This window comes from Stenotrophomonas sp. S39 (assembly GCF_016624665.1).
Lineage (GTDB): Bacteria > Pseudomonadota > Gammaproteobacteria > Xanthomonadales > Xanthomonadaceae > Stenotrophomonas.
In genome coordinates this window covers 1-20,817 of record NZ_JACVTT010000086.1, presented here as the reverse complement: position 1 = coordinate 20,817, position 20,817 = coordinate 1, and the positions used below count along the sequence as shown (strand labels likewise).

General features: G+C 68.5%; 16 protein-coding genes and 1 riboswitch. Of the genes, 10 read left to right on the top strand and 6 right to left on the bottom strand.

Features of this window, described 5'->3' with window-relative positions; genetic code table 11:
• Positions 1 to 387: 387 nt before the first annotated feature.
• Positions 388 to 1,809, top strand: coding sequence for a DEAD/DEAH box helicase (locus IAE41_RS18030; RefSeq protein WP_200734064.1), 1,422 nt, complete (start codon positions 388 to 390; stop codon positions 1,807 to 1,809).
• Between the two features lie 521 nt (positions 1,810 to 2,330).
• On the opposite strand, the gene IAE41_RS18025 is transcribed toward IAE41_RS18030, so the two are convergent.
• The gene (locus IAE41_RS18025) at positions 2,331 to 4,925 is read right to left on the bottom strand and encodes a M14 family zinc carboxypeptidase (RefSeq protein ID WP_200734063.1); all 2,595 of its coding nucleotides are present in this window, start codon (positions 4,923 to 4,925) and stop codon (positions 2,331 to 2,333) included.
• A 71-nt stretch (positions 4,926 to 4,996) separates the two neighbouring features.
• On the bottom strand, positions 4,997 to 7,636 hold the full coding sequence (locus tag IAE41_RS18020; RefSeq protein WP_200734062.1) for a TonB-dependent receptor: 2,640 nt from the start codon (positions 7,634 to 7,636) through the stop codon (positions 4,997 to 4,999).
• 192 nt (positions 7,637 to 7,828) lie between these two features.
• On the opposite strand from IAE41_RS18020, the gene queD reads away from it, so the two are divergent.
• A complete protein-coding gene (gene queD / locus IAE41_RS18015) occupies positions 7,829 to 8,191 on the top strand; it encodes a 6-carboxytetrahydropterin synthase QueD (RefSeq protein WP_100554652.1) in 363 nt (120 codons plus the stop codon).
• A 115-nt stretch (positions 8,192 to 8,306) separates the two neighbouring features.
• On the top strand, positions 8,307 to 8,660 hold the full coding sequence (locus IAE41_RS18010) for a phasin family protein (RefSeq protein ID WP_108747756.1): 354 nt from the start codon (positions 8,307 to 8,309) through the stop codon (positions 8,658 to 8,660).
• A 296-nt stretch (positions 8,661 to 8,956) separates the two neighbouring features.
• Here IAE41_RS18010 and IAE41_RS18005 read toward each other — a convergent pair whose 3' ends face one another.
• Positions 8,957 to 10,429, bottom strand: a complete 1,473-nt coding sequence (locus IAE41_RS18005; RefSeq protein WP_079220515.1) for a HAMP domain-containing sensor histidine kinase — start codon at positions 10,427 to 10,429, stop codon at positions 8,957 to 8,959.
• Positions 10,426 to 11,145 (bottom strand): response regulator transcription factor, encoded by a 720-nt coding sequence (locus IAE41_RS18000; RefSeq protein ID WP_200734061.1) that lies wholly within the window; start codon positions 11,143 to 11,145, stop codon positions 10,426 to 10,428. Before IAE41_RS18000 ends, IAE41_RS18005 begins: the two co-directional genes overlap by 4 nt.
• Before the next feature lie 144 nt (positions 11,146 to 11,289).
• Here IAE41_RS18000 and msrB point away from each other — a divergent pair, with 144 nt between their 5' ends.
• From msrB to IAE41_RS17980, 4 genes are all read left to right on the top strand, one after another.
• On the top strand, positions 11,290 to 11,865 hold the full coding sequence (msrB, locus tag IAE41_RS17995; protein ID WP_108745907.1) for a peptide-methionine (R)-S-oxide reductase MsrB: 576 nt from the start codon (positions 11,290 to 11,292) through the stop codon (positions 11,863 to 11,865).
• A 2-nt stretch (positions 11,866 to 11,867) separates the two neighbouring features.
• Positions 11,868 to 13,634 (top strand): cytochrome c biogenesis protein CcdA, encoded by a 1,767-nt coding sequence (locus IAE41_RS17990; RefSeq protein ID WP_200734060.1) that lies wholly within the window; start codon positions 11,868 to 11,870, stop codon positions 13,632 to 13,634.
• 15 nt (positions 13,635 to 13,649) lie between these two features.
• Complete coding sequence (gene msrA, locus IAE41_RS17985) at positions 13,650 to 14,387, top strand: peptide-methionine (S)-S-oxide reductase MsrA (protein WP_200734059.1); 738 nt, start codon at positions 13,650 to 13,652, stop codon at positions 14,385 to 14,387.
• Between the two features lie 256 nt (positions 14,388 to 14,643).
• Positions 14,644 to 16,095 (top strand): PLP-dependent aminotransferase family protein, encoded by a 1,452-nt coding sequence (locus IAE41_RS17980; RefSeq protein WP_200734058.1) that lies wholly within the window; start codon positions 14,644 to 14,646, stop codon positions 16,093 to 16,095.
• A gap of 78 nt (positions 16,096 to 16,173) precedes the next feature.
• Here IAE41_RS17980 and bioD read toward each other — a convergent pair whose 3' ends face one another.
• Positions 16,174 to 16,857: a dethiobiotin synthase gene (gene bioD, locus IAE41_RS17975; RefSeq protein WP_234458745.1), complete on the bottom strand. Its 684-nt coding sequence runs from the start codon at positions 16,855 to 16,857 to the stop codon at positions 16,174 to 16,176.
• A gap of 67 nt (positions 16,858 to 16,924) precedes the next feature.
• Between bioD and IAE41_RS17970 the strand changes: the two genes are divergently transcribed.
• Both IAE41_RS17970 and IAE41_RS17965 read left to right on the top strand, forming a co-directional pair.
• Positions 16,925 to 17,407: a GAF domain-containing protein gene (locus tag IAE41_RS17970; protein WP_079220508.1), complete on the top strand. Its 483-nt coding sequence runs from the start codon at positions 16,925 to 16,927 to the stop codon at positions 17,405 to 17,407.
• Entirely contained in the window at positions 17,404 to 17,766 is a 363-nt protein-coding gene (locus tag IAE41_RS17965) for a TfoX/Sxy family protein (RefSeq protein ID WP_079220507.1), read from the top strand. Before IAE41_RS17970 ends, IAE41_RS17965 begins: the two co-directional genes overlap by 4 nt.
• Positions 17,767 to 17,823: 57 nt before the next feature.
• Here IAE41_RS17965 and IAE41_RS17960 read toward each other — a convergent pair whose 3' ends face one another.
• A complete protein-coding gene (locus tag IAE41_RS17960; RefSeq protein ID WP_108745902.1) occupies positions 17,824 to 18,402 on the bottom strand; it encodes a histidine phosphatase family protein in 579 nt (192 codons plus the stop codon).
• A 166-nt stretch (positions 18,403 to 18,568) separates the two neighbouring features.
• A riboswitch (cobalamin riboswitch) is annotated at positions 18,569 to 18,792 on the top strand.
• A gap of 116 nt (positions 18,793 to 18,908) precedes the next feature.
• On the opposite strand from IAE41_RS17960, the gene btuB reads away from it, so the two are divergent.
• Entirely contained in the window at positions 18,909 to 20,756 is a 1,848-nt protein-coding gene (gene btuB / locus IAE41_RS17955) for a TonB-dependent vitamin B12 receptor (protein WP_200734057.1), read from the top strand.
• The last annotated feature ends 61 nt before the right edge of the window (positions 20,757 to 20,817 follow it).

The following is a 20,817-nucleotide window of genomic DNA, read 5'->3' as shown; positions in this document are numbered from 1 at the left end:
CCCCCCCCCCCCCCCCCCCCCCCCGCCATCCCACGGAATGCAGGCTTTTGAAGTTGACGTTGATCTGAGGCGGGTGCAGGGCTGCAAGCCCTGCAGCCCCCCCCTTACCTGAACAGGGGTTTTTGCGTGGAGTCTTGAAGATCGTTTAGACTTGCGGGGTCTGCAGCGGCCGTCCGTTTCCCTCCGGGATCGCCGGCGACCTGGGTCCGCCCACTTCGCCCGCCCCCACTCCGACGCCGTTCGTCACGCATTCCAGCCTGCGCTCCGTGCCGGCTGCACCCAATTCTCGCAGCGCGGTTCACGGGAACGCTCCGAGTCAGCCGATCAGTTTGATCTGCCCCCGTCTGTCCGTTCGGACAGGCGTTTCTTGTACTTGGAGCAATCTCAATGTCTTTTGAATCCCTGGGCCTCGCGCCTTTCCTGCTGCGCGCGCTCGCCGAGCAGGGCTACGAAAACCCGACCCCGATCCAGCAGCAGGCGATCCCGCTGGCGCTGGCCGGTCGCGACCTGCTGGCCGGCGCACAGACCGGTACCGGCAAGACCGCCGCCTTCGGCCTGCCGCTGCTGCAGCACCTGGGCACCGCCTCGCAGGAAGTGCGCAGCGGCCCGCGCAAGCCGCGCGCGCTGATCCTGGCCCCGACCCGCGAACTGGCCACCCAGGTGCATGACAGCCTGCGCGGCTACAGCAAGTACCTGCGCATCCCCAGCGCCTGCATCTACGGCGGCGTCGGCATGGGCAACCAGCTGGACATCCTGCGCCGTGGCGTGGACCTGCTGGTCGCCTGCCCGGGTCGCCTGATCGATCACCTGGAGCGTCGCAGCGTCGACCTGTCGGGCATCGAAGTGCTGATCCTGGACGAAGCCGACCGCATGCTCGACATGGGCTTCCTGCCGTCGATCAAGCGCATCCTCGCCAAGCTGCCGAAGCAGAACCGCCAGACCCTGCTGTTCTCGGCCACCTTCGAGGACAACATCCGCCAGCTCGCACTGGAGTTCATGCGCAACCCGGAACAGATCCAGGTGACGCCGAAGAACACCGTGGCCGAGACCATCACCCACCGCGTGCACCCGGTCGATGGCAGCCGCAAGCGCGACCTGCTGCTGCACCTGCTGGCGCAGGACAGCCGCGAGCAGACCCTGGTCTTCGCGCGTACCAAGCACGGCAGCGACAAGCTGGCCACGTTCCTGGAAAAGTCCGGCATCAAGACCGCGGCGATCCACGGCAACAAGAGCCAGGGCCAGCGCCTGCGTGCCCTGGGTGACTTCAAGGCCGGTCGCGTGACCGTGCTGGTGGCCACCGACATCGCCGCGCGCGGCATCGACATCAACGAACTGCCGAAGGTGATCAACTTCGATCTGCCGATGGTGGCCGAGGATTACGTGCACCGCATCGGCCGTACCGGCCGCAACGGTTCCAGCGGCCAGGCGATTTCGCTGGTGGCACAGGATGAAGTGAAGCTGCTGCGCGCGATCACCCGCCTGCTGGGCCGCGACATGGACATCCGCGACGTGCCGGGCTTCGAGCTGCAGACGCCGATCCGCTGGGGCAATAGTGCACCGGGCAAGGCCGAGCACGATACCGGCGAGCGCGCACCGCGCAAGAGCCATGCGCGTCGCCCGCACGGTGATGCGCCGCGCCACGCGCACGCAGGCCCGAAGAAGGCCGGCGGCGGCCGTCGCGAGGGCGGTGGCAATGGCCAGCAGCGTGCCGGTGCGGGCGCCGGCCAGGGCCAGCGTCGTGGCGGTGGCGGCAATGGTGGCGGCCGTGGCCGCAGCCAGGGCGGCAACGGCGGCGGTCGCGCGGGCTGATCGCAGCTGACGGCTGTTGCGCTTCCCGCTGCGCGGGGGGCTATCGAGGGACGGCGCTGAGGCGCCGTCCTTTTTTTGTGCTGGCTATCTGGTGGTTTTAAAGCCTGCGGTGGGTTTTACGTGGGCGTTGGGGAGCGGGGGCGGCGCAAAACACGCTGTAAATACATCCATGTAAGCTCGTAGGCGCCATCCATGGCGCCTGCGGTTTTGCGCCGCCCCCGCTCCCCAACGCTTCAGACATTTCCAGCGCCTTCCTTCTCCCGCGGGGTAGCCGGATGAAGAAGGATCAAATTCAAATTCAAGAGCAAAAGCCGATGCTTCTGCTTTTACTTTTGCCCTTGCTCCCGCCTTGGGTTTGATGCGTCCGCGCCCGCAGGAAACTGTCTGGGGAGGACGGATGGGTCGCGCAGGACCGCAGGCGCCATGGATGGCGCCTACGAGCCTACACGGACGTACTTGCGGCGTGTCCTGCGCGGCCCATCCGTCCTCCCACCCCCAGCATCAACAAGGCGCCAATCGCCTCAACCCCGCGCCTTAACCGGATTCACCAGATTCCCGAAGAAGATCGCGTTGATCAGCAGGCGATCCGTGCCATGCCAGTACTTGCGATGCGCGGGGTCATCGGCAAACAACACCACGTTGCCCTGCCCCTGCGCCGACACCAGCAGCCATGCGCTGCCCGCCACCCGCGCCCGGTTGCGCTCGGACAGGTAACCATTCACCCGCGGCGTCGCATCGATACGCACCACGGTCGAGAACGGGTTCGCGCTCGGCTGCAGCGTCACCGTGTTTTCCTTGTTGATCGACAGCTGCCGGCGCGGCACGCCGAAGGCCAGCGGATGGCTGGTATCGACGTCGGCACTGAGGATGTTGCCGCTCACCCGCTCGATCGCGGCGATGTCACGCTGGTCACCGAATGCGCGACGGTCAGCGTCGCCCGCCTCCTCGTCCTTGCCCAGCGTCTCGCCATCGGCCAGCTTCTGCTCCACCGCCCACTTCGATGCGCTGCCGTAGGTCACCAGCGAGCCGCCGGCCTGCACCCAGCGCTTCAGCGCGGCCACGGCGGTGGCGTCGATGCCGGTGTAGGTGCCGCCGGACAGCACGATCGTGGTGTAGCGGTCCAGCGGAACCTTGCCCAGCTGCTGCGGGTCCAGCTTGCTGGCCGGCAGGTGCAGTTGCTGGTCCAGCAGGAACCAGGCCGATCCGATCTCGGTGGCAGCCACGCCCTCGCCCATCACCAGCGCCACGGCGGGCTTGCGCAGTGCCTTGACGCCATCGCTGCCGAGGTCGATGCCTTCACTGCTGCGACCGCTGGAGAGGGCATGTACCTGCACACCGGCATCGCGCGCGGCGCCGCTCACCGCTTCGAGCAGGGCTGCACCCTGCAGCGGCTGGCCGGCCACCGGAATGATCAGGGTGCCCGCGGCAAAGTTGACCTGGCCTTGTGTGGTGGCACTGCTGAACGGCTTGAACGCCGCGCGTGCGCTCAGCCCCTTGGCCTGCAGCGCAGCCAGCGCGCGGCCGGCATTGTAGTCGCGCCAGTCGATGGCATAGGCGAAGCCCGCCTGGCCGCCGTTCACCGCACCGTGCAGCGGCGGCAGCGCGGTTACACGGGCGCCGCCGTCAATACGGCTGCGGCTGCCGGCGAACGCCACGCCGTAGGCCGGTGCGATGGCATAGCTGGTGCTGCCGTAGAACACGTCGCCCTTGATGGACGGGGTCTCGGCGAAGATCGAATGGACCAGGCGGAACTGCGCCTGCTGCACCGGCACCACGTATGCGCTGCCGCCGTCGAAACGCTGGCCGTCGACCGTCACCGTGCGATCCAGTGCATGCACGTCGATGCGATGCAGCAGCAACAACTCCAGCAGGCGGCGGGTCAGTGCGGGGTCATGCGCATCGCCGAACACGAAGCTCTTCACCGGCTGCTGCGCGGCCTGCTTCAGGGCGCTCTGGAAGAAGCTCTTCTGCAGATCGAACAGGCCACTGCGCTCGGTCACTGCACCACGCACGGTGCCCAGGCCGGTGGCCACCTGGTTGCGGAGGGTGAACGGGAAGGTCAGCAGGCCGTTCACCGATTCCTGCACGCGGCCACGCGAGCTGGCCTGCTCGACGGTGACGCCGACCGCACCGTGGAAGTCCGGGTAGGTCGAGCCGTACACCGGCGAGAAGTTGTCGAAGTTCTCGCCGGTGTAGTACAGCGAGCCGAGCGCATCCAGCGACTGTGCGTGGTACTTGGCCAGGGTCTTGTTGAACTCGTAGGACGCCGCCGGAATCAGCGGGCTGTGCATGCTCTTCGGCGAGGGCTCGAAGTAGTACGTGCTGTCCTTGCCCATCTCGTGGAAATCGATCTGCACGTTCGGGTACCACTGGTGGAACACTTCGAGCTTGGGCCGCGAGTCCTGCTGGGTCAGCGCCAGCCAGTCGCGGTTGAGATCGGTGAAGTAGTGGTTGGTGCGCCCCTGCGGGAACGGCTCGACGTGTTCCTTGTCGGCCGGGTCGGCCGATGCCGGGTCGGAGGCCCAGGCGTTGTGCCAGTTCGCCGCGCGGTCGCGGCCATCGGGATTCTGCGCCGGGTCGAACAGCACCACCGACTGCTGCAGCCACTGCTGGGTTTCGGCACTGCGGTTGGCCACCAGGTAGTAGGCGGTCAGCATCGCCGCTTCACCGCTGGAGGTTTCGTTGCCGTGCACGCTGTAGCCCAGCCACACCACCACCGGGCTGTCGCCGGCCGCGCTGCGCGGCTGCGCCGGGTCGACCAGGGTGGCGTGCTGCTGGCGGATCTGTTCGATGCGCGCCTGGTTGTCGGCGGCGGTGACGGTGGCGATCAGCAGCGGCCGGCCTTCGTAGCTGCGGCCGATCTGCTGCACGCGGATCTTGTCCGAGTGCTTGGCCAGTTCCTGGAAGTAGGCCACCAGCTGGTCATGCCGGGTGTAGCGGCTGCCGATCGGATAGCCGAGGAACTGCTCGGGGGTGGGAATGGCGGCATCGAACGCGGCAGCGTCGGTGGCCTGCGGGAAGAAGTACGCACTCTGGGCCTGCGCCGGCAGCGGCGAGGACAAGGCGGTGGCGGCGGCAAGCAGCAGCGGAAGAACGGCACGGCGGTGGAAGGACACGGTGACTCCCCAGGAAACAGGACAGCGGCAACGCGGCCGGCCACACGGGGTGGCCGGCTGCGGCGATGGCATCAGAAGCGGTAATCGAAGCCGAGGGTGAAGTAGCGGCCGCGCAGGTCGTACTGGCTGAAGTCGTACGGCGCGCGGATGCCTGGGAACGAGGCGTCGTACGGCGGCGTCTTGTCAGCCAGGTTCTGCACCTTGGCGTAGACGGTCAGCTTTTCGATGCCGGCGTAGGCCAGGTACAGGTCGAACTGGTTGTACGCATCGACGCGGTCCTGCACGGCCGCGGCGGCGGTGCTGGCCTTCTGGTCGTAGCCACTGGTGTAGTACCAGGTGATGGCGGTGGTGAAATCACGGTAGGTCCAGTCCAGCGTGGTGGTCGCCTTGTTCTTCGGCAGGGTGGCGCCGAGGTTGCTGCCGGCGTAATCCACCAGCGGGCCGCCGACCACGGTGGGGCGACGGTAGTCGCGCACGTGGGTGTAGGCCGAGGACAGGGTGAAGTCGCCCAGCGCGGCAGTCGGGATGCGCTGGCGCAGCTCGACGTCGATGCCCGAAGTCTTCAGCTCGCTCAGGTTCTGGTAGCGGTTGAACACGGCCTGCAGCTTGCCGCGCTCGTCGCGCTGCACGGCACCGGCCACGTTGTCGTTGACCAGGGTCTGGGTGTTGTTGGTGCCGACCAGGTTGTCCAGCTGGATGCGGTAATAGTCGACGCTGAGGTTGGTGTTGGCCCAGGGCGAGAGCACCACGCCGAAGTTCACGCTCTTGGTGCGCTCAGGCTTCAGCTCGCTGTTGCCGACGGTGAAGAAGGTCGGGTTCTGCCGCGAGCCTGGCACGTCCGGATCACGCGGGTCGACCACGCTGCCGTAGGCGATGCTGGTGCTGTTGGAATTCTCCGACAGCGACGGCGCGCGGAAGCCCTTCGACGCCGAAGCACGCACCAGCAGGAAATCCAGCGGCTGCCAGCGCAGGCCGAGCTTGGGCGAGAACGCGTCGCCGAAGTCGTCGTAGTGGTCGGCACGCGCGGCGGCGGACAGTTCCAGGCCCGAAGCCAGCGGCACGTTCACTTCGGCATAGGCAGCGCTGACCTTGCGCTCGCCGTGTACTTCGGCAATGGCCGGGCGCACCTGCAGGCCGGCGTCGATCTGCCAGGGATTGTTGGAATCGAGCTTCTCGCGGCGCCACTCGGCACCGGCGGCAAAGCCGATGTCGCCCGCCCAGGTGCGGCCCAGGGTGCCGGAGATCTTCGCATCCACGCCCTGCAGCACCGATTCGGCCGGGCGCAGGGTGGAGATGTTGATGGCATCGATCACCGACTGCGGGGTGGCCGACGGGTTGAGCAGGTTGTAGCTGCCGCTGGCCAGCGCATCGGCCAGCGCCCAGCGGTTGGCGAAGCCGCCGGACACCGTCTCGCGCTCGCTGCTGCGTGCGCCGAACGCGGCCACTTCCCAATCCCAGGCGGCGGTGCTGCCGCGCAGGCCGACCACGCCGCGATAGGCCGTGGAGCGGTTGGTCTTGATGGTGCCACCGAGGTCGAAGAAGGTGTATTCGATCGGCACGGCGCGGCCGTACGGGTTGTACGGGCTGCTGGCGGGCAGGTTGGACGACACCGGTTCGGCCAGGCCGGTTTCTGCGTTCAGGGCGAAGCGGCCGCTTTCCAGGGTGAAGAACGGGCTGCTGCCGAACCACGCGGCGCTCTTGATCTGGCTATAGAGCACTTCGCCGAAGGCCTCGACGTTCTCGCCGAGGCGGAAAGTACCGTTGGCGTAGGCCTGGTAGCGCTTGGTCGCCGGAATGAGGGTGGTGTACGGCGCCTGGTTGAAGCCGCAGGTATCACCGGCCAGGCCGTCGATGGGCGCACTGGCCACGCGGGTGGTGCCGGTGGGGCAGTTGCCGTCGGCATCCAGCATCGGCACCGAGACGCCGTTGACGAGGTAGCGCGCGCCCTTGGCCGACCAGCCGTTCCAGCGGCCGCCGGGCTGGTCGCTGTAGATGCCGCTCTTGGTCAGGTTGCGCTCGTCCTGGTCCAGGCGTTCGCGGTTGTAGCCCTGCAGGCTGAAGAGGATGTTGTAGCCATCGGTATCCAGGTCACCGAGGCCGCCGACGAACTTCAGGTTCTGCTCGTGCAGGCCGCCCTGGTCGGCGCCGCCGAAGCTGCCGCCGATCTCGGCGCCTTCGAAGTTCTGCCGGGTGATGATGTTGACCACGCCGGCCACCGCATCGGAACCGTACACGGCCGAGGCACCGTCCTTGAGCACTTCGATGCGCTCGACCGCCACCAGCGGCAGCGCGTTGAGGTCGACGAAGGTGTCGGACAGGCCACCGGCCGGGAAGCCGTAGTTGGCCAGGCGGCGGCCGTTGAGCAGTACCAGCGTGTTCTTCTGCGAGAGCCCGCGCAGGCCGATGCCGGCCGAGCCGGACGCCCAGCCGTTGTTGGTGGTTTCGTTGCTGGCGTTGCCGGTGTTGGCCGAGATCGAACGCAGCACGTCGGCGACGGTGGCCTTGCCGGTCTGTTCCAGCTGCTGGCGGCCGATCACCTGCACCGGGTTGGACGCTTCGGTGTCGGTGCGCTTGATGTTGGAACCGGTGACGCGCACGGCGGCCAGGGTGCTGGCTTCGCCACTGGCATCGGCGGTGGTTTCGGCGGCGGCAGACAAAGGCGCGGCCAGAGCGACGGCCAGGGCCGCCACGAGCAGGGTGTGCTGGGGCATGACGATGTGGGGGGGTGGTAGTGGACGACGGAAGTTCCGCAGTAATCCATGCCAGGTTGGGCGCGACCAATAACATCTCTTCATACGGATATAAGAGAAACTATCATCTCTTCATCCGGATGGAAAGAATTCCTTTGCGGAAACCCAACATCCGGAACGATCGCGACGACGGGGCCGGCGTACAATCGCGCCATGGAAATCTTCAAAGTCTTCATGCTCGAGGCGGCCCACCGCCTGCCCAACGTGCCGCCGGGCCACAAATGCGCGCGCCTGCACGGCCATTCGTTCCGGGTGGAACTGAAGGTGGAAGGCGAGCCGGGGGCGCAGACCGGCTGGATCATGGATTTCGGCGACGTCAAAGCCGCCTTCCAGCCGATCTACGACCGCCTGGACCACCACTACCTCAACGACATCCCCGGCCTGGAAAACCCGACCAGCGAGAACCTGGCGGTGTGGATCTGGAACGAACTGAAGCCGGTGCTGCCCGCGCTGAGCGAGATCACCGTGCACGAAACCTGCACCTCCGGCTGCCGTTACCGCGGCCCGGCCGCCTGATCAAGCCGTTGATCCATAAGGCTTTCTGAAGGCGCCTCGAGCGCCTTCACGATTTTTGTTGCATTGCGGCATGATCGGCGTATGCTGCATTGCATCAACCGCTTTCGATGCCGCCATGGCCAACGCCTTCGCCGATCGTTTCAGTGATGCCACCCGCCAGCTGGCGGCTGCGGCAACGCGTGCGAACCGACTGGCGCTGGAAAATGCCGAGAGCATGTTCGGCGTGCAGCTGAAGGCGATGGAACGCAACCTGACCGCGACCGGCGGCTGGCTGGGCGAACTGGCCCGCAGCGAAGATCCGGCCGGGTTGCTGCCCAAGGGCGCACAGCTGTGGCAGGACAACCTGCAGCGGCTGGGCCAGGCCCAGCAGGACGTGGTCGATCTGGGCCTGCAGGCCGGTCGCGCCTGGTCCGACCTGGTGCAGGGCCAGGCACACACAACGGCGGACGCCACCGGCAACAGCCACTGACGTCCCGCCCACGCTCATTGCATGGGTCCCTCCCCCCATGCAATCCGGACCCGGCAGATCCCTCCCTCTGCCGGGTCTTTTTTTGCCTGCGATTCCGGTGAAGCGCATCCACGCATGGCGTGGATCTACCGGTTACGTGCGATCCGGTGAAACGCATCCACGCATGGCGTGGATCTACCGGTTACGTGCGATCTGGTGAAGCGCATCCACGCATGGCGTGGATCTACCGGGCATGGCCGGGTGACGCCCCAGAGACCGGTAGCGCCGGGCCATGCCCGGCGAGCGCAGCGGCGCGGTCAGGGCGCCGCGTGGTCGGCGCGCGGCAGGGCGAACACGAACAGCGCCCCCGCCTCGCTCGGCCGCAGTTCGATGCGGCGCCCGTGCAGCTGCACGATGCGCTGCACGATCAGCAGCCCCAGCCCACCATTCTCGCCACGCCGCGCCCCCAGTGCCGCCGGCGCCTGGAACAGCTGCGCGCGCAGCGCCGGGGCCACGCCCGGGCCGTCGTCGGCCACGCTCACTTCCACGCTGCCTTCAATGGCGCGCAGCTGCACGCGCACCTCACCGCCCTCGGGCGCATGCCGCAGCGCGTTGTCGAGCAGGTTGGTCAGCACCCGCTCGACCAGGCCGAGATCGGCGCGCACCAGCGGCAGGCCCGGCGGGAAATCCGCGTGCAGGTGCTGGCCGCGCGCCTGCGCCGCCAGCTCGAACTTCTGCAGCACGTCCTGCAGCAGCTCCGGCAGCGCGAACACCTCCCATTCCAGGCGTACCTCGCCGTGCTCCAGCCGCGCCAGTTCGAACAGCGCGCGGGCCAGGCGGCCCACTTTCGCGCTCTGCGCCAGGGCGATGCCGAGGTAGCGGCGGCGCTCGTCCGGTGACAACGTGGCTTCCTTCAGCGCCAGCGTTTCCAGGTAGCCATGCAGCGACGACAGCGGCGTGCGCAGGTCGTGGGAGATGTTGGCCACCAGCTCGCGGCGCTGCAGGTCCTGCTGGCGCAGCTGCTGCCATTGTTCGCCCAGCCGTTGCGCCATCTGCGCGTGGGCATGCTCGAGGATCTTCAGTTCATCGCGCTCGCCGCTGCGCAGTGGCACCGGCGCCGGCAACGGCGTGGGTGCATCGATGTCGAAGGCCTGGATGCGCCGGGTCAGCCGGCGCAGCGGCCGGGTGACCCAGTAGAAGGCCACCAGCCCGGCCAGCAGGCCCAGCCCGCCCACCAGCAGCACCGACCACAGGGTGGTGTTCCACTGGTTGCTGGCGGCCAGATCGTCGGCCAGCATCTGCCGGTGCTCGCCCACCAGCACCACGTACACGTAGCCGGCCTGGCGACCCTGCACCACCAGCGGGGCCACGCTGAACACCTTGCGGCCGCCGGTGCTGCGCGGGTCATCGCCAAGGATCGGCAGTGGCGCACCGGCCAGCAGGTGGCGCAGCGGCGCCAGGTCGACACGGTCGCGCAGCAGGTGGCCGCTGGGTGCATCGTGGCCGAGGATGCGGCCCTGGTCGTCCAGCAGGTAGACCTCCACGCTGGGATTGACCGCCATCAACTGGCCAAACAGCGCGCGCACCGCGGTATCGCGCATGCCGCTGGTATCCATCAGTTCGCTGCGCTGGGCGATGTGTTCGGCCAGGCCCAGCGACAGCCGCTGCACCACTTCCTGTTCGTGGCGGGTGCTGGCGCGCATCTGCAGGGCGAGCAGGGCCATGCAGCACATCAGCATCAGCGCGGCGATCACCGCTGCCAGCTTCTGCCACAGGTTGGGCGTGATCATGCCGCCGCCCCGGCCGGATCGACCAGCTTGTAGCCGCGCCCCCACACCGTCAGCAGCCGCCGCGGCGTGGCCGGGTCTAGCTCGATCTTGCTACGCAGGCGGTTGATGTGGGTGTTCACCGTGTGCTCGTAACCATCGTGCTGGTAGCCCCATACCTGGTTGAGCAGTTCCATCCGTGCGAATACCTGGTCGCGATGGCGGGCGAAGAACAGCAGCAGGTCGAACTCACGCGGGGTCAGCTCCAGTACGCTGCCATCGACCGAGGCGGTGCGTGCCACCGGGTCCAGCTGCAGGCCACCCACTTCCACGGCACCGGCATCGATGCGCGCGTTCTGCGCCATGGCTTCGGCACGGCGCAGCAGCGCCCGCACGCGGGCCACCAATTCGGGCATCGAGAAGGGCTTGGCCAGGTAATCGTCCGCGCCCAGTTCCAGGCCGACGATGCGCTGGGTTTCACTGCCGCGTGCGCTGATGATGATGATCGGCACGTAGCGCGCCATTGCCCGGGCACGCTGGCAGATCTGCAGGCCGTCCACGCCGGGCAGCATCACGTCCAGCACCAGCGCGTCCCACGGGCCGTCCTGTTCCAGCAGGCGCAGGCCGGCATCGCCGGTGGCGGCGTGGGCGACGTCGTAGCCCTCGTCGGCCAGGTGCATGCGCAGCAGGTCGGCGATGTGGGCATCGTCTTCGACGATCAGGACGCGTTTTGCGGACATCGGCAACTCGGGGCCAGTGGGGAGGCTGCCCGCATTGTGGCGCGGCTTGGCCATCGATACCTCACGAAAAATTGAATCCTGCGTGAGGATTCGTTGACCCGGGCAGGCGCAGCATGGCCCCGTCGCCCCTTCCCGGAGTCCGCCATGCCCCTCACCCGCCGCCACCTGCTGGGCCTGGGTGGTCTTGCCACCGCCGCTGGCGTGCTCGGTCTGGGCGCGTGCAGCCGCCCCGCCACGGCCGCCGCCGAGAACCGCCCGGCACGACAGTTCCCGCTGATGCGCAGCGACGCCGAATGGCGCCGGCTGCTGACCCCGGCGCAGTACGCGGTGCTGCGCCAGCAGGCCACCGAACGCGCCGGCAGCAGCCCGCTGGATCGGGAACACCGGCAGGGCACGTTCACCTGCGCCGGCTGCCAGCAGCCGCTGTTCTCCTCGTCCACCAAGTTTGAAAGCGGTACCGGCTGGCCCAGCTTCTGGGCTCCGCTGCATGGCGCCGTCGGCGAGGACCGCGACACCACCTTCGGCATGTTGCGGGTGGAAGCGCACTGCAGCCGCTGCGGCGGCCACCTCGGCCATGTCTTCAACGATGGCCCGCGCCCGACCGGCCTGCGCTACTGCATGAACGGTGCCGCCCTGCTGTTCCAGCCCGGTGCGGCCCGGCAGGACAGCGACGGTGGCTGGCGCGTGCCGCTCGGTTCTTCCCCTGTTTCTGGAGCCTGATGATGCTGCTGTTGCTGCTGGCCTACCTGGGCGGCGTACTGACCCTGCTCAGCCCCTGCATCCTGCCGGTGCTGCCCTTCGTGTTCGCACGCGCCAACCGGCCGTTCCTGCGCAGCACGCTGCCGCTGCTGCTGGGCATGGCGCTGACCTTCGCCGTGGTCGCCAGCCTGGCCGCCGTGGGCAGCCAATGGGTGGCCCAGGCCAACCAGATCGGCCGCTGGGTGGCCCTGGTGCTGATGGCGGTGTTCGCTCTGGCACTGCTCTGGCCGCGCCTGGCCGACCACCTGCTGGCGCCGTTCCAGCGCGTGGGTGCACGGTTGAGCGCGCGCGCCGATGCCGCCGATGATGCCGGCCGTGGCGGGGCGTGGACCTCGCTGCTGATCGGCATCGCCACCGGCCTGTTGTGGGCACCGTGCGCCGGGCCGATCCTGGGCCTGGTGCTGACCGGTGCGGCACTGCACGGCGCCAGCGTGGGCACCAGTGGGCTGCTGCTGGCCTACGCGCTGGGTGCGGCGACGGCGCTCGCGCTGGCGGTGTGGATCGGTGGCCGCGTGTTCAATGCCCTGCAGGCGCGGCTCGGCCTGGGCGACGTGCTGCGCAAGGTATTGGGCGTGGCCGCGCTGCTGGCGGTGGTGGCCATCGGCCTGGGCTGGGATACCGGCCTGCTGACCCGCCTGTCCTCGGTCAGCACCGCGCGCATCGAGCAGGGCCTGCTGGATGCCGTACCCGGTGCCCAGCCGGCCGCGCCGCCAATGATGATGATGGCCGGTGCCAATGCCGCCAATGCGCCCCTGCCGGTGGAAGGCACCCTGCCCGCCCTGGACGGCGCCACCGGCTGGCTCAACAGCCCGCCGCTACAGGCCGGACAGCTGCGCGGCAAGGTCGTGCTGATCGACTTCTGGACCTATTCCTGCATCAACTGCCTGCGCGCGATGCCCTTCGTGCACGAATGGGAGCGCCGCTACCGCGACCATGGCCTGGTGGTGGTGGGCGTGCACACGCCGGAATTCGCCTTCGAACGCGACCCGCGCAACGTGATGAAGGCGGTGCAGCAGCTGAAGGTCGAGTACCCGGTGGCGCTGGACAACCAGTATTCGATCTGGCGCGCGTTCAACAACCAGTACTGGCCGGCGCAGTACTTCGTTGATGCACAGGGCAACATCCGCGCCCACCAGTTCGGTGAAGGCAACTACGCGCATTCGGAACAGGTGATCCGCCGCCTGCTGGCCGAAGCCGGCCAGACCGACCTGCCGCCACCGGCCGACCCGGCCGCCGCCGACCTGCAGGGCGTGGCCACGCAGGCTGACATGGGCAACCTGCGCTCGCCGGAAACCTACCTGGGCCATGCCCGCGCCGAGCACTTCGCCTCGCCCGGCGGGCAGCGCACCGATGCGGCCTTCGAGTACACGCTGCCGGCCAGCCTCGCGCTGAACCAGTGGGGCCTGTCCGGGCACTGGACCATCACCAACGAAGCTGCACAGCTGCAGCAGAGCGGCGGCCGCATCGCCTTCCAGTTCCACGCCCGCGACCTGCACCTGGTGCTTGCGCCGAAGCAGGACGGCACGCCCGTGCGCTTCCGCGTCTGGCTGGATGGCAAGCCCCTGCCCGCCGCCGATGCCGGCAGTGATGTCGGCGCCGATGGCAGTGGCGTGGTCAACGAGAACCGTCTGTACCAGCTGGTACGCCAGCGCGGCACGGTCGGCCCGCACCGCTTCGAGATCGAGTTCCTCGACGCGGGCGTGCAGGCCTATGCCTTCACCTTTGGTTGAGAGCAGGAGGGCACGATGAAATTCTCCTTTGAACAGGGCATTGCGGCGGGTGTTGCCGGGCTGGTCGCCACGGCGCTGGTGGCCGGCGTGCTGCTGGTGGATCACGGTGCGATGGCCGCGCCGGCCACGGCCAGCGCGCCGGTGCAGGCGCTGCCGGCACCGGCCGGCGACGCCGCCTTCAGCGATGACGCCACCCACGCCAGCGTGGTGTTTGCCGGTGGCTGCTTCTGGGGCGTGCAGGGTGTGTTCCAGCACGTCAAAGGCGTGAGCAATGCCGTGGCGGGCTATGCGGGCGGCAGTGCCGCCGATGCGCGCTATGAGCGGGTCAGCAGCGGCCGCACCGGCCACGCCGAAGCGGTGAAGGTCGACTACGATCCGCGCCAAGTCAGCTATGGCCAGCTGCTGCAGGTGTTCTTCTCGGTGGCGCACGACCCCACCCAGCTGAACTACCAGGGCCCCGACCACGGCAGCCAGTACCGCTCGGCGATCTTCAGCGACGATGCGCGGCAACTGGCCGCCAGCCGCGCCTACATCAGCCAGCTGGGCCAGGCCGGCAGCTACCGCGGCCCGATCGTGACCCAGGTGGCCAGCGGCCAGCGTTTCTACCCGGCCGAGAGTTACCACCAGAACTACATGGCCAACTACCCGCAGGCGGCCTACATCCGCTATTACGACGCACCGAAGCTGGCCGCGCTGGGCAGGCAGTTCCCCGCGCTGTACCGGCGCCAGGCCTCGCTGGTGCCGATGCGCTGACGTACTGTTGTAGAGCCGAGCCCATGCTCGGCTGCTGGCGCGTAGAGTCGAGCTCGCTCGACTGTCCCGGCAAAGCAGTCGAGCAAGCTCGACTCTACGAAGCCCCAGCGATTGTTGACGCAGCCCATGAAAAAGACGCACGGCCCTGCGGCCGTGCGTTTGAAATGGATCGGCCAGGCCCCGATCAGGCCCCACCGACAGCACCATGCTAGGCTCGGCGGCATCATGGGTACAGCTCCAGATGCAGGCCAGTCCAATGGATACAGATCCACGCACCACCCCGGCCCCACCCCGCTACCAGCGCCTGTCCGATGAACTGGCCGAAGCGATCCACGGCGGCCGCCTGCCGGTGGGCAGCCGCCTGCCCTCGCTGCGGCAGATGGCGGCGCAGCGCCAGCTGAGCCTGAACACCGTCATCGCCGCCTATCGGCAGCTGGAAGATGCAGGGCTGGTGGTACCGCGGCCAAAGGCCGGCTTCGAGGTGGCGCCACGCCTGTCGGTGCCGCAGCGATCACTGCGCGATGCCCCCTCGGCGCCCACCGCGCCGCTGCAGCAGGCACTGATGGCGCGCGTGCTCGAGGCGCAGCGCCGCCCGGGCGTCATCGACCTGGCATTCGCCGGGCCGCGCGGGCGGCAGTTCTACCCTGGTGCGCAGCTGGCCCGGCACACCGCGCAGGTGCTGCGCCACGGCCAGCAGACGGTGGAAACCTATGCGCGCCCGAACGGCTCGCCGCGCCTGCTGGCGCAGATCGTGCGGCGTGGCCCGCGGCTGGGCCTGCACACCCACGCCGACCGCCTGCTGCTGACCCATGGCGCGATGGAAGCGCTGCAGCTGGCCCTGCGTGCCGTGACCGAGCCGGGCGCGGCGGTGGGCATCGAAGCCCCCTCCTACTTCAACCTGTACCCGTTGCTGGCCAACCTCGGCCTGCAGGCCATCGAGCTGCCCACCCACCCGCAGCACGGGTTGGATGTGGATGCGCTGGAAGCGCTGCTGGAGCACACGCCGCTGGCCGCGCTGGTGGTGATGCCCACGGTGCACAACCCGCTGGGCTGCACCATGCCGACGGCGGCCAAGCAGCGCCTGGCCGAACTGGTCAACGCGCACCAGCTGCCGCTGATCGAGGATGCGGTGTATGCCGAACTGCAGTTCTGCGAACCGCCGGCACCGCTGCTGAAGGCCTTCGATCGCGATGGCTGGGTGATGGTGGCGGGGGGCTTCTCCAAGACGCTGGCACCGGATTACCGCATCGGCTGGCTCGATGGTGGTCGCTTCGCCGAACGCATCGCCCTGCTGAAGTTCCAGTCCACCGGCGGTGAACCGCAGCTGCTGGGTGATGCAGTGGCCGCCTATCTGGAAGCGGGCAGCTACGAGCACCACCTGCACCGCATGCGCCGGCTGTACCGCGAACAGGTGGGTCGCCTGCGGCAGCTGGTGGCCGAGCACTTCCCCGCTGGCACCCGCGCCACCGAACCGCAGGGGGGCTTCCTGCTGTGGCTGGAGCTGCCTGGCGTGGACACGCGTGAACTGTTCGAGCGTGCGCTGGCCGAGGACATCGTGTTCATGCCTGGCCAGGTGTATTCGCGTGGCGCGCGCTACCGGCATTGCCTGCGGCTGTCGTGCTGCCAGGCGCTGGATGCACGCTTCATCAGCGCGGTGGAACGGCTGGGCGCGATCGCGCGGGAGCTGGCGGCACCCTCGGCCCTGTAGAGCCGAGCCCGCGCTCGGCTGCGTTTCACCCGGATCCGATGCTGAGCCGAGCATGGGCTCGGCTCTACAGGAAGCGGATCAATCGCGCAGGTGCACTGCGAGTCGCTCACCATCCGCGCCCGGCAGGTACGGCAGGCGGCCCCAGCACGGCATCGGCAGGCGCTGCTGGAGGGTGGCGATATTTTCGTCCTGGCGCTGCATGGTGGGATCAATGTGGTTGCCGATCCAGCCCAGGCACTCCACGCCGCTGGCCTGCAGCGACTGCGCGGTCAGCCGTGCATGGTTCACGCAGCCCAGGCGCATGCCCACCACCATCAGCACCGGCAGGCGCAGCGCGCGCACCAGGTCGAGCTGGTCCAGCGTGGCCGACACCGGCGCCAGCCAGCCGCCCACGCCTTCCACCACCACCACATCGGCCTGCGCACGCAGGCGCTCGAAGGCGGCCACGATCGGCGCCAGCTGCACCTCCACGCCGTCCTCGGCCGCGGCCAGTTCAGGTGCCAGCGGCTGCCGCAGCGCATAGGGGTTCAGATCGGCGTAATCCGGCACCGGCCAGCTGGCCGCCTGCAGCGCCAGCGCGTCCTCGTTGCGCAGGCCGTGGCCCAGGTCCTGGCTGCCGCTGGCGACCGGCTTCATGCCCACCGCGCGCAGTCCGCGCCGGCGCAGTGCATGCAGCAGCGCGGTGCTGCTGGCGGTCTTGCCGATCTCGGTATCGGTGCCGGTGACGAACACCGCCGGCGGCATCAGGGTGGGCAGCAGCATCGATGGCTCCAGGCATGCAACAGAGCGTGCATTATCGCTGGTCCCGTACGCTTGCTAGACTGCAGGCATGTTCGCCAACGCCTCGCTCACCGGCAGCAAGCCGGAACAATACGCCCAGCTGCTGGAACAGGCCCGAGGCCTGGTCTACGGCGAGTCCGACCGCATCGCCAACGCGGCCAACCTCTCCGCACTGGTCTACCACTCCCTTCCCGACCTGAACTGGGTGGGTTTCTACCTGTACGACGGCAAGGAGCTGGTGGTCGGCCCGTTCCAGGGCCTGCCGGCCTGCGTGCGCATTCCGCTGGACAAGGGCGTGTGCGGTGCCGCTGCCAGCCAGCGCGTCACCCAGCGCGTGGAAGACGTCGATGCCTTCCCCGGCCACATCGCCTGTGATTCGGCCTCGCGCTCGGAACTGGTGGTGCCGCTGCTGCGCGGTGATGAGCTGATCGGCGTGTTCGACATCGACAGCCCGAAGGTGGGCCGCTTCGATGCCGAGGACCAGGCCGGGCTGGAAGCCATCGCCCGCGTGTTCGTCGAGGCCCTGGGATGAGCGCACCCAAGCTGCGCAACATCGGCCCGAAGAGTGCGGCGTGGCTGCGCCAGGTCGGCCTGCGCAGCCGCGAGGACCTGGCTGCGCTCGGCGCGGTCGGGGCCTTCGTCAAGGTCAAGCGCGCCGGCTTCAAGCCCAGCTTGAACCTGCTTTATTCGCTGGAAGGCGCGCTACTGGACTGCCACTGGCAGGAACTGGGCGAAGCACAGCGCGAAGCGCTGGTGCAGGATTACGAGGCACGCATCGCCGCGCATCCGTTGAAGGCGGCCGGCCCGGCATCGGGCCCGGTGCATGAGCAGCGCTTCGACAACGAGGATGACGGCGAAGAGCGCTTTGCCGAGAGCGCGGACGAGGATTAGAGCGTCCGCATTGCTGGGAATGCCGGCCAGCGGCCGGCACTACCACGGTGGTGCGGCTTACGGCTGCTGCAGTTCCAGCAGCTCGCCCACCAGGCCCACTTCACCGCGTTCCAGCCACACCCGCAGGCGCGTGCCGTGGTCGATGCGCAGCGCCCAGCACAGTGACAGCGGCAACCCGCAGACCTGTGACAGCACCATGCGCAGCGGGCCGCCATGGCTGACCACCACGGTGGGCAGCGGATCCTCATCGTCCAGCAGGCGATCCAGCGCGCGCGCAATGCGCCGTTCGAAGTGGCCCCAGCTTTCGCCATTGGGCGGCGGGTAGGCATGCGGATCGGCGTGGAAGGCCGCCAGCGCATCCTCCGGCAGGTCGAACAGCGATTGTCCGTCCCAATCGCCGAAATCCAGTTCTTCCCATTCCTCGTCCGCGTCCACGTCCAGCCCGCGCGGGGTGGCCAGGGCCATCGCCGTATGCAGCGAGCGCAGGCGCGGCGAGCTGATCACCCGCTGCCAGTCGTGCCCGGCATAGGCGTCGACCAGTTCCTGCGGCAGGCGGGCCAGCTGCGGCGGATCGCTGCGGCCATCGAGGAACTCGTCGCGGCCGTTGCCGGCATGGCGGACCAGGTCGAGGATCATGCGTGCGTCCTGTGCAGGCAACGCGGGAACAGCGGAAAACAGCGGGACATCGGCAACGGCACCACGGGTATCGAAGGGACATTCTACGGGCACAGCCGAGGCAGTCGAGCGGGAGCTGCAAGGGCAGTCGAGCAAGCTCGACTCTACGGGGCCGCGGGGATGCCGTAGACTGCGCCCACTTCCAGGTGACCTGCGGCCGCGGCCGGCAGGTTGAAACGGGAAGCCGGTGACGCGTGGCAACACGCCAGGCCGGCGCTGCCCCCGCAACGGTAAGCACGTCTGTTCCAGGCAATACCGCCACTGTGCCACCGGCATGGGAAGGCGCCTGGACGGTGGCCTCGCGCCACCTGGCGGCAAGCCCGGAGACCGGCCCGGAAGCCTCAGGTCGCGATGCGGTGGGCATGGCGCTGGATGATCGCGGCATCTGCCGCGGCTTCGGCGCGTGCCTGCCTTCGTGGCTCCTCCCCTTCGCCACGCGGGCGTGCGTGGCACCCGGAGTCCTCCCGATGAAGCTGCAGTTCCGAATGCTGTCCCTGGCCGTGCTGGCCGCCCTGCCCGCCCTGGCCCATGCCCAGGCGAGCGATGACACCGCTGCGCTGGACCAGGTGCTGGTGACCGCCACGCGCACCCCCATCGCCCTGCAGGACAGCATCGCACCGGCGCAGGTGATCGACCGCGCACAGATCGAATCCAGCCAGGCCACCTCGCTGCAGGAACTGCTGGCCGGCCGCGCCGGCATCAACCTGACCAACAGCGGTGGCCTCGGCAAGCAGAGCTCGCTGTTCCTGCGCGGCACCAATTCCTCGCACACCGTGGTGCTGGTCGATGGCGTGCGCATCAACAGCGCCGACCTTGGCCTGGCGATGTACCAGGACCTGCCGCTGGCGCAGATCGAGCGCGTGGAAATCGTGCGCGGGCCGCAGTCCAGCCTGTACGGCGCCGATGCCATTGGTGGCGTCATCCAGATCTTCACCCGCCGCAACCAGGGCGGGTTTGCGCCGCACTTCCAGCTGGGCGGCGGCAGCAATGGCCTGCGCGAAGCCAGCGGCGGCATCGGTGGCAGCGGCGAGCGCGGCTGGTTCGGCGCCGATATTGCCTACCAGCACACCGACGGCATCAACGCCTGCCGCGGCTCGGCCACGCTGTTCACCGGCTGCTTCGCTGATGAGCCCGACCGCGATGGCTACCGCAACCTGTCCAAGAGCCTGCGCGGTGGCTACACCTTCAACGAGCAGTGGAGCGTGGAAGGCAGCGCCCTGCGTGCCGAAGGCGAGAACCACTACGACGGCTACTACAACTACTCGGAAACGCTGCAGCAGGTGATGTCCGGCAAGGTGCGCTACACCCCGTCCGAGCGACTGGCCTTCACCGCCAGCGTCGGCCGCAGCGACAACGAGTCGGACAACTTCGGCGACTTCGGTGTGTCCGGCAGCGCGCAGACGCACCGTGACAACGCCTCGCTGCAGGCCGATATCGGCCTGGCCGAGGGCCAGCTGCTGAGTACCGGCGTGGACTGGAGCGAGGACAACCTGGATGGCAGCAGCGCGGGCTATCTCGTGGACAGCCGCCGCAACACCGGCGTGTTCGTGCAGTACCAGGGCCGTTTCGGCCGCCACCAGCTGCAGGTGAGCGCGCGCAACGACGACAACGCGCAGTTCGGCAACCACGCCACCGGCAGCCTCGGCTGGGCGATGGACCTGGGCCACGGCCTGCGCGTGAACGCCAGTTATGGCACGGCGTTCAAGGCACCGACCTTCAGCGACCTGTACGACCCGTGGAGCGGCGTACCGACGCTGGACCCGGAGACGTCGAAGAGCGCCAACATCGGCCTGTCGCAGCACGGCCAGGGCTGGCACTGGGGCGTGGACGTGTACGAGACCCGCATCGATGACCTGATCACCTACGACGCGGCGACCTTCATGATGCAGCAGATCGAGAAGGCGCGTATCCGCGGTGCCGAACTGACCGCAGGCGTGGTGCTGGCCGGCTTCGACATCAATGGCCAGCTGAGCTACACCGACCCGCGCAACCGCACCGCTGGCAGCGCGCAGTTCGACAACTGGCTGCCGCGTCGCGCGCAGCAGACCGCGCGCCTGGACGTGGACCGCCGCTTCGGCGATTTCCGCGCCGGACTGACCGTGCAGGGCGCGGGCAAGCGTTACGACGAGGCCAGCAACACGGTGAAGGTGGGCGGCTACGGCACGCTGGACCTGCGCGCGGAGTACGCGCTGACGCCGTCGTGGTCGCTGCTGGCCCGCGCAGCCAATGTGTTCGACCGCCGTTACGAGACCGTGGCGTGGTTCAACCAGCCGGGCCGCGAGTACCAGCTGAGCGTGCGGTACCAGCCGAAATAACGGGCCTCGGCATCGACGCATGGCGTCGATCTACTGTAGAGCCGAGCAGCCGAGCGTAGGC

Coding starts and splice junctions, on each gene's coding strand:
- btuB (WP_200734057.1), top strand. CDS start 18,909: ATGAAGCTGCAGTTCCGAATGCTGTCCCTGGCCGTGCTGGCCGCCCTG.
- IAE41_RS18020 (WP_200734062.1), bottom strand. CDS start 7,636: ATGCCCCAGCACACCCTGCTCGTGGCGGCCCTGGCCGTCGCTCTGGCC.
- queD (WP_100554652.1), top strand. CDS start 7,829: ATGGAAATCTTCAAAGTCTTCATGCTCGAGGCGGCCCACCGCCTGCCC.
- IAE41_RS17990 (WP_200734060.1), top strand. CDS start 11,868: ATGCTGCTGTTGCTGCTGGCCTACCTGGGCGGCGTACTGACCCTGCTC.
- IAE41_RS18000 (WP_200734061.1), bottom strand. CDS start 11,145: ATGTCCGCAAAACGCGTCCTGATCGTCGAAGACGATGCCCACATCGCC.
- IAE41_RS18030 (WP_200734064.1), top strand. CDS start 388: ATGTCTTTTGAATCCCTGGGCCTCGCGCCTTTCCTGCTGCGCGCGCTC.
- IAE41_RS18005 (WP_079220515.1), bottom strand. CDS start 10,429: ATGATCACGCCCAACCTGTGGCAGAAGCTGGCAGCGGTGATCGCCGCG.
- msrB (WP_108745907.1), top strand. CDS start 11,290: ATGCCCCTCACCCGCCGCCACCTGCTGGGCCTGGGTGGTCTTGCCACC.
- IAE41_RS17965 (WP_079220507.1), top strand. CDS start 17,404: ATGAGCGCACCCAAGCTGCGCAACATCGGCCCGAAGAGTGCGGCGTGG.
- IAE41_RS18010 (WP_108747756.1), top strand. CDS start 8,307: ATGGCCAACGCCTTCGCCGATCGTTTCAGTGATGCCACCCGCCAGCTG.
- bioD (WP_234458745.1), bottom strand. CDS start 16,857: ATGCTGCTGCCCACCCTGATGCCGCCGGCGGTGTTCGTCACCGGCACC.
- IAE41_RS17970 (WP_079220508.1), top strand. CDS start 16,925: ATGTTCGCCAACGCCTCGCTCACCGGCAGCAAGCCGGAACAATACGCC.
- IAE41_RS17960 (WP_108745902.1), bottom strand. CDS start 18,402: ATGATCCTCGACCTGGTCCGCCATGCCGGCAACGGCCGCGACGAGTTC.
- IAE41_RS17980 (WP_200734058.1), top strand. CDS start 14,644: ATGGATACAGATCCACGCACCACCCCGGCCCCACCCCGCTACCAGCGC.
- msrA (WP_200734059.1), top strand. CDS start 13,650: ATGAAATTCTCCTTTGAACAGGGCATTGCGGCGGGTGTTGCCGGGCTG.